Annotated in this window: 7 protein-coding genes; 2 read left to right on the top strand and 5 right to left on the bottom strand. The window is 32.9% G+C overall.

Annotated elements, in window-relative coordinates:
* Positions 1-6: 6 nt before the first annotated feature.
* Positions 7-1,053: a sensor histidine kinase gene (locus tag ACTPNM_RS01885; RefSeq protein ID WP_440120362.1), complete on the bottom strand. Its 1,047-nt coding sequence runs from the start codon at positions 1,051-1,053 to the stop codon at positions 7-9.
* 145 nt (positions 1,054-1,198) lie between these two features.
* The gene (locus ACTPNM_RS01880) at positions 1,199-1,897 is read right to left on the bottom strand and encodes a response regulator transcription factor (protein ID WP_099214891.1); all 699 of its coding nucleotides are present in this window, start codon (positions 1,895-1,897) and stop codon (positions 1,199-1,201) included.
* 173 nt (positions 1,898-2,070) lie between these two features.
* On the opposite strand from ACTPNM_RS01880, the gene ACTPNM_RS01875 reads away from it, so the two are divergent.
* Complete coding sequence (locus tag ACTPNM_RS01875; protein ID WP_440120361.1) at positions 2,071-3,831, top strand: DUF4153 domain-containing protein; 1,761 nt, start codon at positions 2,071-2,073, stop codon at positions 3,829-3,831.
* Positions 3,821-4,537, top strand: a complete 717-nt coding sequence (locus ACTPNM_RS01870; RefSeq protein ID WP_440120360.1) for a 3'-5' exonuclease — start codon at positions 3,821-3,823, stop codon at positions 4,535-4,537. Before ACTPNM_RS01875 ends, ACTPNM_RS01870 begins: the two co-directional genes overlap by 11 nt.
* Before the next feature lie 7 nt (positions 4,538-4,544).
* Here the strand turns inward: ACTPNM_RS01870 and ACTPNM_RS01865 are convergent, their stop codons facing one another.
* The 3 genes from ACTPNM_RS01865 to ACTPNM_RS01855 form a co-directional block, all read right to left on the bottom strand.
* Positions 4,545-6,407 carry an ABC-F family ATP-binding cassette domain-containing protein gene (locus ACTPNM_RS01865; protein ID WP_440120359.1) on the bottom strand — a complete coding sequence of 621 codons (1,863 nt, stop codon included), beginning with the start codon at positions 6,405-6,407 and terminating at the stop codon, positions 4,545-4,547.
* A gap of 75 nt (positions 6,408-6,482) precedes the next feature.
* Complete coding sequence (locus tag ACTPNM_RS01860) at positions 6,483-10,730, bottom strand: GEVED domain-containing protein (protein WP_440120358.1); 4,248 nt, start codon at positions 10,728-10,730, stop codon at positions 6,483-6,485.
* A 245-nt stretch (positions 10,731-10,975) separates the two neighbouring features.
* Positions 10,976-14,461: a M4 family metallopeptidase gene (locus ACTPNM_RS01855; RefSeq protein ID WP_440120357.1), complete on the bottom strand. Its 3,486-nt coding sequence runs from the start codon at positions 14,459-14,461 to the stop codon at positions 10,976-10,978.
* Positions 14,462-14,469 lie beyond the last annotated feature (8 nt).

The raw sequence follows: 14,469 nt of genomic DNA, 5'->3' as shown, positions 1-14,469 counted from the left end.
CTTTTTTTATTTCATTGCCTTTTCTAATGTAAAAGAGAACTCAGAACCTTCTCCGTGTACACTCTTTAAAAGTATGGTTTCGTTATGTGCTTCAATAATGTGTTTTACAATAGAAAGCCCTAAACCTGAACCTCCTTGTTCACGCGAACGACTTTGATCTACACGATAAAATCGTTCAAATAAACGAGATATGTGCTCTTGTTTTATTCCTTCACCGTTATCATTTATTTTAATAATAAGTTTATGCTGATTATACGGTTCAACACTCACTGTAGTAATACCTCCTACTTTTCCGTACTTAATAGAATTTACAACAAGATTTATAAGTACTTGTTCAATCCTTTCTATATCTCCTTTTACCAAATGAGGAAAGTCATATACTTTATCAAAACGTAGTGTAATATTTCTCTTTTTAGCCTTCATTTCAAACAAATCGAACACATTTTGAATCAGCTCAATAATATTGAATGTTTGCATGTTCATTTTCATTCCCTCAGTTTCTAACTTAGCAATCATATCTAAGTCTTTTACAATTGAGGTTAACCTCTCCACTCCTTTGTTTGCTCTTTCTAAATATTTTTCAAGGATTTCTTTGTCATCGGCAGCACCTTCAATAAGCGTTAAAATATATCCTTGTACAGTAAAAAGTGGTGTTTTAAGCTCATGAGCCACATTTCCTAAGAAATCGCGACGAAATGAGTCTCTTTGGGTTAAATTCGCTATCTCTTCACTCTTCCCTTCAACGTATTCTTGTACACTCTTAGTTAGTGCTTCTACATCTGTTGTTACTTTTTTTCGCTTTAAATCGTTAACATCTAAAATAGAAATATCTTCATACATCTTTTTTACTCGTTGGTAAATAAAGTGTTCTGCTCTGTATTGAATTACAAAAAAAGAAACAATAAACATTGCTACTCCAAAAATAACAATGGTTACAACACCTAGGCTATTTAGTAAAAGTAGATACGATAATACTGCAATAACTATAGATAATAGTGTTGAGTATAATGCCGACCAGAGTGCGTAGTTATAGGTTTTTTTTATTTTTTTCATCTGTTTTTTCTATTATTCTTTTAAATGTCAGATGTAATTCGCTATTAATTATCTTGTGAAGTATCAAGAATTATTATAGCTCATTTCATGATAAAAAAATAGATTGCTAGCTAGCAATCTACTTATTAATTTTTGAGTTTAAAAATTATTTGTCTGTTTCGTCTAGCACAAACTTGTATCCAACTCCTTTTACCGTTTTAAAATAGTGATCTCCTATTTTCTCGCGGAGTTTACGTATGTGTACATCAATTGTTCTTCCTCCTACAACTACTTCATTTCCCCAAACGCTATCTAAAATAACTTCTCTTTTAAATACTTTTCCTGGCTTTGAAGTTAAAAGTGAGAATAGTTCAAATTCCTTTCTTGGTAAAGATATTTTTTCTTCTCCTTTGAAAACTACATACTCGTCTCTATTGATTACAATATCTCCAATTTTTGTAGTGGTATCCGCTTTTTCTTCTGTCTTTAAACGACGTAATAAAGATTTAACTTTACTTATTAGTACTTTTGGTTTTACTGGTTTAGTTATATAATCATCTGCTCCAGCATCAAAACCTGCTACTTGTGAGTAGTCTTCTCCTCTAGCGGTTAAAAAAGAAATTATAACATCTTCGAGAGATTTTATATTTCTAATTTTTTCGCACGCTTCGATACCATCCATTTCTGGCATCATAATATCTAGTAAGATTAAATGTGGAGTTACTTTTTTTGCTGTTTTTACAGCTTCTGCACCATTGCTTGCAGTAAAAACCTGATACCCTTCTGATTTTAAATTGTATCCTACAATTTCTAAGATATCTGGTTCATCATCAACTAGTAAAATTTTAATGTCGCTAGTGTTCATTATTCATTTTTATTGTGTTACCCAAAAGTAATCATAAAAAAGTAAACCCTTTGTATGCATGCTTAACTTAACGTTCATTTAATATTTACTAAACTTTTGCTTAAAAGAAATAAGGAATAATCTTTTGCTTTTCATTTTTTGCAGTTTTTGTATCTTTAGACAAATTGTTTCCTATGAAAATTATTTCTTCCCTTGGAGAAATTACTTCCAAAGCCAAAGGTGCCTTTAAACGATTTCCTATAACCCTTTCATGGGCAATAGTAGGTACGTTGTTTACTTTATTTACAATTGAAGCAAATACTTTTGACAATGCTTTTAACGGTAAGGTTATTTTAATTTTTATTCTAGGAATAAGCTGGTTAATTGCTACTCGTTTTTTTGAAGAACAGTTTAAAAAAGACAATACCTGGGTATTTTTGCTAACTCTCGGTTTTCTACTCTTATTTTATTTTAGTGTTGATATTGATGGTTCAGAGATTCATCAAAACTCTATCACCCGTTTTGTGCTTTACTTTATAACTGGACATTTACTTGTAATGGTTGCTCCTTTTGTTTTTAGTTGGAATAAATCCGCTTATTTTAATTACCTAAAATCTGTTTTTATAGCACTCTTTAGAAGTTTATTTTTCTCCCTGATATTATATTTAGGTATTGTGTTAGCATTACTCGCTATTAAACACTTGTTCACTATTGATTTTAAAGGAGAACGTTTTTTTCAGGTTTTTGTGCTTTGTATAGGAATTGTAAATACATGGATTTACCTTTCTGATTTTCCTAAAGATGTTCATAACCAACTTGCTATTAACTACACCAAAGCTTTAGAAGTACTGGTTAAATATATCTTAATTCCATTAGTAATTTTATACCTCATCATTTTATATGCCTATAGTTTAAAAATAGTAATCAATTGGAACTTACCTAAAGGATGGGTTTCTTATTTAGTTATTGCCCTTTCCTTTTTAGGATTTATCGTTCAAATACTTATCAACCCTATTCAAAAAACTATAGATTCTCGCACAATTAAAAAATTTCATCCATGGTTTTATTATTTGTTATTACCTTTAATTGCCTTGCTTTTTGTCGCTATTTTCAGGCGTATTAACGAATATGGCATTACCGAAAACCGTTATTTCGTATTTATTTTAGCTAGTTGGATCTTAGCCATGACCTTATACATACTTTTTAGTAAACGTAAAAAAATTAAGGTCTTTCCTTTTAGTTTAGCTGTTATTTCTTTTCTTATTTCTTTTGGTTTTTGGGGTGCTTTTTCGATATCAACAAAGAACCAACTTCTTCAATTTGAAAAAGTGTATACAGACATTAAAAATGATAATTTCACAACCACTTTTGAAAAGAAAAATCAATTACGTTCTATCGTTAGATATTTAAATAATAAACATGAATTAGATAAAGTAGAAAGTATTTTAGGCTATAATCCAAAAACAGTATTTAAAACCGAAAGTAATTGGCAACTACAAAATAAATTAATGGATAGTTTAAATATTAAAGTAACTAACGATCCTTATAAAGGATACCAAAACAATTACTATAATGTTGACGAACAAAACTTAACCATTAGCACCAAGAACTACGATTTTTTTAAAAAAATATTTCTTAATCGTTACAATAAAGAGAATATAATTCAGGGATATCGTTTTTATTTGAGTGAAAAAACAAATACTATTAAAGTTTTAAAAGGTGATACTTCTATTGGTGAAATTGATTGCTCTGGTATGATTAAAAAACTTAAATCCCAAGAAAAGAATTACAATATATCACCTAATTTAATGACAGTTGAGCATCATTTTAAAACACTAAGTGTAAAGTTTATTTTTAAAAGTATTAGCTTATCAAAAATAGATGATGATGCTTCCGAAAATTATTTATCTAACGCTGATATTTATACTTTAATTAAAGAAAAAAATGCTGAATAAACTTAACCTACAAAACATCTTGTTTTTAGATATCGAAACGGTTCCTGAAGTAGAATTTTTTACTGATTTATCTACTGAAATGCAAGAGTTATATGCTTTGAAAACACAATACCAACGTAAAGATGAATTTACTCCTGAAGAGTTTTATCATCGAGCAGGTATTTGGGCTGAGTTTGGAAAAATAATCTGTATTTCTGTAGGGTATTTTGTAGAACGTAAGGGGGTAAACCAACTCCGGGTTACTTCTTTTTATGGTGATAACGAGCATAAACTTTTGGTTGATTTTAAAAATTTGTTAGATACACATTTTAACCATCCAAACCATCTATTATGTGCACACAATGGTAAAGAATTTGATTTTCCATATATCGCACGACGTATGATTATCAATCGAATTGACTTACCTAGTAAACTCAACCTATTTGGTAAAAAACCTTGGGAAGTTCCGCATTTAGATACTTTAGACCTATGGAAATTTGGCGACTATAAACACTATACTTCTTTAAAATTACTCACCGCTATTTTAGGAATTCCGTCACCCAAACAAGATATTGATGGAAGTGAGGTTGCTAATGTTTATTACCAAGAGAAAAACCTATCACGTATTGTTGAATATTGCGAACGAGATACCGTCGCAGTAGCTCAGCTTTTATTGAGGTTTTTAAATAAACCTTTGGTTGAAGAAATTGATATTATAAAAGTGTAATATCAACCTATTCTCCTTCCAATTTCATTGAAAGTTCAAACCAACGTTCTTCTTTTTCTTCTAAACTTTCTATAATTTCTTGTAGCTCTAAAGATTTTTCATTGATATCATCCATCGCTATTTCTCCTTTGGTGAATTGCGCTTCTAATTTTACTTTCTTCTTTTGTAACCTTTCAATATCAACCTCTAGTTGACCAAACTCTCGTTTTTCGTTATAACTTAACTTTCCTTTCTGAGGCGTTTTTTCTTGCTTTTCAGCTACTTTCTTCTCTTCTTTAGGCCCTGGTGGTAAAGAGCTTTCATACGCTCTGTAATCAGAGTAATTTCCTGGAAAATTTTCTACTTCTCCATTTCCTTTAAAAACAAATAAGCCATCAACTATTTTATCCATAAAATAACGGTCGTGTGATACTACCATTAAGTTCCCCGGGTAATCCAATAAGAAGCTTTCTAATACATTTAGGGTTACCACATCTAAATCGTTGGTAGGCTCATCAAGAATTAAAAAATTAGGGTTTTGAATCAAAACAGCACACAGGTACAAACGCTTCTGTTCTCCACCACTTAATTTTTCGACAAAATCATATTGCTTTTTTCTATCAAATAAAAAGCGTTCTAATAACTGAGCTGCAGAAATTCTTCTTCCTTTGGTTAGCGGAATTTCTTCTCCAAACTCTTTAATAACTTCTATTACTTTTTGTCCTTCTTTTATTTGGATTCCTTTTTGAGTGTAGTAACCAAATTTTACCGTTTCTCCAACAATTACTTTACCTCCATCTACAGGAATTTTGCCTGTTAGTATGTTTAAGAAAGAAGATTTCCCTGTTCCGTTTTTTCCAATGATTCCTATACGTTCTCCTCGTTTAAAAACATAGTCAAATCCATCTAAAATAACTTTATCTCCAAAGTTCTTTTTTAGTTTATGAAGCTCTACTATTTTACTTCCTAAACGCTCCATGTTAATTTCTAGCTGAACTTCATGCTCTTTTCTTCGTTGATGTGCTTTTTCTTTAATTTGGAAAAAATCATCAATACGTGATTTAGATTTAGTCGTACGTGCTTTAGGCTGACGACGCATCCAATCCAGCTCTTTTTTAAACAAGCTTTTTGCTTTGCTTAAGTTCGTTGCTTCTAAAGCTAATCGTTCTTCTTTGTTTTGAAGGTAATATGAGTAGTTTCCTTTGTATTTGTATAGTTTTCCATTATCTAATTCTATAATCTCATTACACACACGTTCTAAAAAATAACGATCGTGTGTTACCATGAATAAGGTTATTTTTTCCTTAGCGAAAAATGCTTCTAACCACTCAATCATTTCCAAATCTAAATGGTTGGTTGGCTCGTCGAGTATTAATAAATCAGGTTTATTAATTAGAATGATTGCTAACGACAGTCGCTTCTTTTGTCCTCCAGAAAGCTTTCCTACTTTTTGTGACAAATCATCAAGCTTTAACTTGAATAAAATTTGTTTGTATTGTGTTTCGAAATCCCATGCATTGTGTTGCTCCATCAATTCAAATGCCTTTTGATATGCTTCTGTATCATCAGGGTTTTGCAATGCTTTTTCGTATTGCTGAATAATTGGAAGAATGGTGTTTTCTGTAGAAAAAATCGTTTCTTCAATGGTTAAATCTGGGTTCAAGTCATCGTCTTGTGCTAGATAAGCAATATTAATTCCTTTTCTACTGATAACTTGGCCTTCATCTGGTGTATCTTTTCCTGCAATAATGTTTAAAATAGAGGTTTTTCCACTACCATTTTTAGCAACAAAGGCTATTTTTTGGTCTTTATTAATTCCAAAAGAAATATCTTCAAATAAGACCTTTTCGCCATACGATTTTGCTATATTTTCTACTGATAGGTAATTCATTCTCTATAATTTTATGCAAAGAAACAAAAAACCCGAGCAATTGCTCGGGTTTTGTTATAATTAAAAGAAAAGCTATTATTTCTTCATTAATTTAATGGTTTCCGACTTTTTACCATCGTTCGCCTCTAATAAATAAATTCCTGTTTTTAAATTAGAAACATTTACAGTACCATTAACTGTTTTTCCTGTTAATACAACTCTACCAATTGTATTTGTTATTTTATAACTTACATTTTCGTTGCTTCCAAATTTTACAGTAACATTACTTATTGCTGGATTTGGGTATGCTGTTAAGCTCGATTTTGCTTCTCTATCTAATGGTTCAGCAAACTCATCGCTTGTACCTGATACTGCTACTGAAGATGATGAGTTAACAATATTAACTGTATAATCTTCTACTTCTCCATCTGCAAAAGTTTCACAAGCTGTTGATGCTCCGTTGTACTTCATGGATACACGCATTCTTGTTTGTCCTAATAACGCGCTTGATGGAATAGATATGTTTGCTGATCTATTTGCTGCTGTACTAGAAGAACCTAAAGATGTTTGTTCACTACTTTCAAAAGTTCCGTTACGGTTATAATCAATCCAAACCGTAAAATGCTCAGTATATGAAGAACCGCTAAATCCTGCACTTACAATAATTTGGTTTGTTGTTCCTTGAGTAACTGTTGCAACTTTATTCGTGAAATCACCATACCCTCCATTTGCAGAAGTTGTATTTGTCATTCCTCCAAAAGAAACATAATCTATCCATTCGTAAGTAACTCTATTTCCTTTTGAAGAACAATAGCTAACAACATTATCTAATGTAGTTACATTTACCGTATTACTTGCTGAAGAAATATTTCCTGCTGCATCTTTTGCTTTTACTGAGAAAGTATAAGCTGTATTAGCTGTTAACCCTGTTACATTGTAAGATGTTGTTGTAACAGTTGTTAATTTAGTTGCTCCTTGATATACGTCATATCCTGTAACACCTACATTGTCTGTTGATGCTGTCCAAGATAAAGTTAACGTGGTTTGTGCTACACTTGATGAAGCTAAACTACTAGGTGCTGTTGGTGCTTGAGTATCTGCTACTGCAGCTCCAATATTTACTGTATAATCTTCTACTTCACCGTAAGAGAATGATGCCTCACAAGCTGTTGGTGTTGCATTATACTTCATAACGATTCTCATTCTTGTTGCTCCATCTAAAGCTGAACTTGGCACTGTAAACGATGTGCTTACAGGAGTATCTTTAGATTTAGCTTTTGTCCACACTGTTTCTCCTGCATCAGAAAAATCTCCATCTTGGTTGTAATCAATCCAAACTCCATACCCTTCATCATAACTACTTCCTGTCCAAGTTGGTGTAATTGTAATTGTGTTTGATTTTCCTTTTTCTAAATCTGTAGAAATTGCAGTATGATCAGAGTATCCGTTTCCTCCTCCTGAAGAATTATCAATACTTCCTAATTGAACTCTTCCAATATATTCATCAGAAACACTATTACCCTTAGAGTTACAGTATGTAATTGTTGCGGCTGTAGTAGTAGCGTTTGCTGTATTACTTACTGCTGAAATATTTCCTGCTGCATCTTTTGCTTTTACAGTAAAAGTATATGCTGTACTTGCTGTTAATCCAGTTACATTATATGAAGTAGTTGTTGAACTTCCTATTTTAGTTGCTCCTTGATATACATCATACCCTGTTACTGCAACATTATCTGTTGAAGCTGTCCAATTTAACGTTAAAGTTGTTGCTGTTATAGAACTTGCTGCTAAACTAGTTGGAGCAGACGGTGCTTCAGTATCAGCAGCAGCATTACTAGTAAATGAACCTGTAAACACTCCTCTACCGTATGTAGAAGCAATTACTTTATTTGTTGTATGATCTCCACTTACATTCCAATAATCAAATGAGGTAACACTAACATCGCTCATTCCATTATATGCTTGATTCCAGTTAGGGTTTGCATCATTAAAATTAGATGTTGACCAAACTCCTAATTGAGTTGCTAAAATAGCTTCAGTTCTGTCTAATGGATTTTGTAAAATATCTCTTACAGGAATATTTGGTAAGTTTCCTTCTTTGCTTACCCAATTTGCTCCTCCATCTGAAGTAGCCCAAACACTTGTTACCCCGTAGTTATGTATCGTTACGAAAATATCATCTTCAGTAGCTCCAAATCTTACTGAAGATACAGAACCAACAAAAGGTGTATTTATATTTGACCATGTAGCATTAGAATTAGTAACGTTTGTTAACTTTAATAGTTTACCATTCGCTAATCCTACAAACCATGCATTATTTGTAAAAGGAGATGCTTGAAAAGCTGTTGGACTTGCGTCTAATAATGCATTTGTAATATTTCCTTTTGAATTTGATGCTACATTAATACTCAATATTGAGTTAGCAGAACTTGTTGATGCATTTGATAATAGGCGGTTTGCATCATTATCATACCCCATTGGGTTTACAAAATCTCCTGTGTTTTGATCACTTGATAACGTTGTTGCTCCTCCTTGCTGTCTACCTAAACCATTCCAAGGTAAGCTAAACCTATATATTACGTTGTTTACATACGTAGCAATCATATAGTCTCCATCTTTATCAACGAAAGTGTAGAATCCATCACCATCACTTAATTGAGTAGAGCTATTAATTCCTGCGACTGCATTTCTAAATGCTTGTGTACCGTTATCTTGTGCTCCTGCACTAAAAATTCCGTCAACATCTCCTGCTCCGTCAGGACCAATACCTGCTTTTACAAACTGAGTTACATTATAACCTTTGTTTCTTACACTAATTGTACTTCCTGAATTTCCTGAATAATAGATTCCTCCATCATTACCGAATAATATTTTAGAAGAGTCATTATTTCCAAAAGCCATTGAGTGTTGATCTGCATGAACATTTTGATGACCAAAACCTCCGTACCAATGTGATAATTGAGACCAAGAAGAACCTCCGTTTGTGGTTTTAAATAAGTCGATACCTCCAACATATACGATGTTATCATTTGTTGGATCTGCTTCAATTACTAAGTCATAAAACGCTTGTCCTCTACAAAAATCATTTGCCGAAATATTTGTATCTGCATCATTTGGTAATGATGTTGCACTTGCTGTTGAAAAAGCATTTGTTGTTTTATAAATATGAACAGGCGCTGTACTTGTTGTTCCTTGCGTTAATGCATAAATCTTATTTGCATCAGTAGCAGAAGGTTCAATTTCTACTCTATTAGATTCAGTTAATGGAGATGCAGCTGCTTCTGTCCAAGTACCTCCATTTGTAGAGCTAAATACTCTACCTCCACCTTCTCCTAAGGCAGAAGCAATAGTACCCATCCATAAAGTATTGTTAGCACTTACTTCTAAATCATTAGCTATATAATAGTAGTCTTTTCCTCCAAAAGTATACTTCATATTAGCAGATTCTATTCTACTCCAATTCGCCCCGTTATCTGTAGAACGGTACAATCCTGCTGATTGTAATCCTAACCAGTTTCTAGGACTAGAAGAATCTCCGTACACGTGTGCTCCTACTGCAACGAATAATTCTGTTGACGTTCCATTATCCCATGCTAATACATCGTTTACGAAATGAACTCCTGATAAGAAAACATTACTTGCATTGTAATTAATAATTGCATCTCCTGCTGCTGGTATATTAACCGCATTCCATGTTGTACCTCCATCGGTAGTTACATAAACACCGTTTCCTACCACATCACCTGCTGTGTATTGTTCTCCTGTACCTACATACCATCTGTTAGAGTTTCTTGGATCTACTGTAATAGAAGTTACAGATAAATTTCCTGGTACATTTTGTACTCTTGTCCATTGTGAATTAGCATTACTGATATCAGTATTTTTCCATAAACCTCCACTTACTCCACCTGCATATACAGTGTTATTTGTAGCGTCATTTGGATCAAATAAAACAACTCTTGTACGCCCTCCTACATTATTAGGTCCTCTTTCTGCCCAAGAATTTCCATTGTCTCCAGGACTTTTTTGTTGTGCTCTCTTTTTCAACAGATCTTCTCTTAATCCTGCTAAACTTCCATCTTCCATTTTTCCTGTAGCTGGATTCATGGTGAGTAACTGCATTTGATCAAAATACCTATTAGGTGGTAACCCTCTAAGTTTTCTTTCTTTTTTCCCCCATTTTAACGATTCATTTAAAGGACTTTCCTTTAAAAAAGTACTATGCACTTTACGTTGTTCGGCCAGTTTATCAGCAACATCTTGCTTTTTAAGATAATCTGAACCAATAATTGAAACTGCTGCAACAGACAGCCCTCCAATTAGAAATTTAAACTTTTTGTTCATTTGAATCAATTTAAGTTGAATAATTAAGTTTTTGTTTCCTAGTTCTTTTACAATTCTACCTTTTCTTTATCATTCACACCTTTTGAATAGACTCATTTTTAACCCTTTACAAACTAATTTTTAATAGTTTAGCCACCCCTAGCTAAGTCAAAGATTTTATTCTCAATGGTATTTTACAATTTAAAACAAGCAAAAGCCTGAGTAAAAAACTCAGACTTTTGTTTTTCTTTAATGTTTTTAAAAACTTACTTTTTAAATAATTTAGTTGTAAGCAGTTTTTGTCCATCATTTACCTCTAAAATGTACATTCCAGTATTTAACTTTGAAACGTCTAGATTAGAAGATTTTAAACGACCTTCTTTAACTACTTTACCTACAGTATTTATAAGTTTATAATTTATTTTCTCTGCTTTTGAAGCTAGTTTTATTTGTATAAAATCTACCGCAGGATTAGGATATGTTAATAAATCTAAGCTTTCTTCATTTCCTATTGCTTCTCCACTAATATTTGCTGCAAAACCAGTTATTGCAGCTACTGAAGAACCAGAAGAAATATTAACGGTATAATCTTCTACCTCACCATAGGTAAATGTTTCACATGCTGTTTGAGCACTGTTATACTTCATAGAAACTCTAAGTCTTGTAGTTCCTGAAACATTTGATGGAATTGTAAAATCTTCATAAAGCTCACCAGCACTTGAAGAAGAACCACTTAGTACTACTTCAGTGTCTTCAAAAACACCATCTTTATCATAATCAATCCATGCTTTCCAGTACTCGGTATAAGAAGAACTACTAAATCCAGCACTTACATATAATCTATTAGATCCTGGAGCCACATTCATTGTTAGGTTTGTATAATCTTTATAACCACCATCGTTTCCTGTGTTATTGTCAACTCCTCCCATAGAAACTCTATCAATCCATTCGTAAGAAGAATTATTTCCTTGAGAAGCACAATACTCTACTGCTGATACTTCTTTTGTTGTAAATGTTGCCGTATTACTCGATCCCGAAACATTTCCTGCAGCGTCTTTAGCTTTTACTGTAAAATTATACGTTGTATTTGCAGTTAACCCAGTTAAGTTCATTGATGTACCACTAACAGTTCCTGCACTTGTAGCTCCATTAAATACCTCGTAACTAGTTACTCCAACATTATCTGTAGATGCTGTCCAACTTAATGTTGCTGTTGTTTCTTCAACATTAGATGCTGTTACTGAAGAAGGCGCCGTTGGTGCTTCTGTATCTGGTGTAGCATTTGTAATATTAACTGTATAATCTTCTACTTCACCATAAGAGAATGTTGCTTCACAAGCTGTTGGTGTAGCATTATATTTTAATACAATTCTCATTCTAGTAGTTCCTTGAGTTGCTGAGGCTGGTACTGTAAATGATGTACTTACAGGAGTATCTTTCGATGCTGCTTTCGTCCAAACTGTTTCTCCAGAATCAGAAAAATCTCCATCTTGATTATAATCAATCCATACTCCATAACCTTCACTGTAAACAGTACCTGTCCATTTAGGAGTAATAGTTATTGTATTAGAATCACCAATAGATAAATCAGTTGAAATTGTAGTGAAATCAGAATATCCTCCACCTCCATCAGAAGTATTATCTATACTTCCTAATTGGACTCTTTCAATATATTCATCAGCAACACTATTTCCTTGTGAAGAACAATAATTAAGTGGTGGTGTTCCTGTTGTAGTTACATTTAATGTTGCTGGTGTTCCTGTTCCGCCTGTTGTACATTTTGCAGCTACAGATACTGTATATTCTGTTCCGCTTAATAATCCTGTAGCGTTAAATGATGTTCCAGATACATTTGTTGTATTTCCTCCAATGGTTACATCGTAAGAAGCTGCTCCTGAAACTGCCGTCCAAGTTACTGTAAACCCATTATCACCAATATTTGATGAATTTAAGTTTGTTGGTGCTGCTAAAGCACAAGTTTGTACAAACTCTTCTCCTACATTAACTGCATAAAAAGCATTTGTTGTAGAAATTACCTCTTGAGAGTTTGCTCCGTATAAATCTGTAGCAGCTTGAATAGCTCCTGTTCTTGCATCAGCAAAAGTTGAACTTGCTGATAAATAGTTAGCTTCGGTACGATAAGCAATTTTAGCTGCTTTTGTTATACCTATTCCTGTTACATTATAGTTATCACTTGCATCGTTTGTTCCAGACCCACCAACTGATAGTAAATAAAACCATTTATTTAAAACTCCTGAGTTTGTATGAACTCCACAGTAATCATTAAATCTTGTTGGTGTTCCACAGTTAGGGTTCTTCCAATAAGTTCCTCCATAAGTATCTGGTTGACCTTGTGATTTTGGATCGTTCATAGAACGTAAAGCAGCAGAACCACTACGTCTGTCTATTTCATCTCCTATTAACCAAACTGAAAGGTCTGGGTTTAAATCGTTTCCATTTCCTTTTGCAAAATGTTCAACAGCTGCTCCCCAAATATCTGAGAAACCTTCATTTAAAGCTCCTGATTCTCTTTGGTATGCTAAGTTTGCTGTATAAGTACATACCGCATGCCCTATTTCATGGGCAGCAACATCAATAGAAGTTAAGGCATCGAAGTTACCATTTCCTTCTGTTCCATTCGAAGAACCATCTCCATAAGACATTACAGAACCATTCCAAAAGGCATTATCATAGTTAGTATCAACATGTACATAGCTTCTAATTTGAGCTCCACTGTTATCATAACTATTTCTGTTATGTTTTTGTAAAAAATACTCATAGGTCATCATTGCTCCCCAATGAGCATCTAATGCTGCATCATCTTTGTTAGCGCTATGTTCTGCTGTAGTCCAATTATTATCATTATCAGTAAACTGATCGTAATTTGTAACATATGGATATGTAGAACCTGGTGCTTGGTTTTTTGCGTCTCTGGTGTAAATTTTTCTTCCAGAATCACTTAAAATGTAGTTTCCTCCACTTAGTGAAGTTTCAATAGTTCTTGTACCACTATAACGAGTTTGTGCTGTACCTGATGCAAACGCTGCTGTTATAGCTTCTGTAGCTTTTTTACTTTTTTTAGCATGTTCCGTAAGTTCACCTACATGACCAAATTCATCTAAATGCTTAATAATAGCATTGTAAAATAATGCTTCTCCTGTGTGAGCATCTATATATAAATAACCTCTGCTAAGTGGTTTTGTAGCAAAGATGTCAAATTTATAAGCTAATCTTGGTTCTTTTTTTCCAATTACCTCTCTAGGAAGAATTAATAACTCCCCTTCAGGTTTTTTATAGTTATCCATTTCTTTAGCAGCATCAGGAAATTCCCATAAATACTTTTCTGCTCCTGTGTGTGATAAAGCTTTTTGAAATGCTTGAGCTTTTGATAGCTTAGGGATTACTTTTACTTTTCCAACATCATAAAATTCACCATTCATACTCATTAAAGCACCATTTTTTGCATGTGCTGTATACGTAGCAAATTCTACTTTTATTCCTTTAAATTTTTGTTGAAATTTTTCATGTGTAAAACCTAAATCATCTCTATTTGATTTAATTTTTTGTAAACCATCATTTTTAAATAGCTTTAATTTTTGTCTAATTAAATCTGGTGCTTTTTGTAAAGACACCTTTGAAGATTTGTTGAACTTAACGTGTTTTAACTCTCTATTTTCTTGGGCGTTTATGGTAGAAACTCCTGCGAATAGAAAAGCAGATAAAAACACAGTTCTTGCATAATTGTGTTTCATTTTTGAAG

Source organism: Tenacibaculum sp. Ill, assembly GCF_051938915.1.
Taxonomy (GTDB): Bacteria; Bacteroidota; Bacteroidia; order Flavobacteriales; family Flavobacteriaceae; genus Polaribacter; species Polaribacter larymnensis.
The sequence above is the reverse complement of the archived record's forward strand: the minus strand, read 5'-3'. Positions and strand labels throughout refer to the sequence as shown.

Bases quoted from the DNA above. Each gene is read 5' to 3' on its own strand.
- ACTPNM_RS01875 (WP_440120361.1), top strand. From the start codon at position 2,071: ATGAAAATTATTTCTTCCCTTGGAGAAATTACTTCCAAAGCCAAAGGT.
- ACTPNM_RS01855 (WP_440120357.1), bottom strand. From the start codon at position 14,461: ATGAAACACAATTATGCAAGAACTGTGTTTTTATCTGCTTTTCTATTC.
- ACTPNM_RS01865 (WP_440120359.1), bottom strand. From the start codon at position 6,407: ATGAATTACCTATCAGTAGAAAATATAGCAAAATCGTATGGCGAAAAG.
- ACTPNM_RS01885 (WP_440120362.1), bottom strand. From the start codon at position 1,053: ATGAAAAAAATAAAAAAAACCTATAACTACGCACTCTGGTCGGCATTA.
- ACTPNM_RS01870 (WP_440120360.1), top strand. From the start codon at position 3,821: ATGCTGAATAAACTTAACCTACAAAACATCTTGTTTTTAGATATCGAA.
- ACTPNM_RS01880 (WP_099214891.1), bottom strand. From the start codon at position 1,897: ATGAACACTAGCGACATTAAAATTTTACTAGTTGATGATGAACCAGAT.
- ACTPNM_RS01860 (WP_440120358.1), bottom strand. From the start codon at position 10,730: ATGAACAAAAAGTTTAAATTTCTAATTGGAGGGCTGTCTGTTGCAGCA.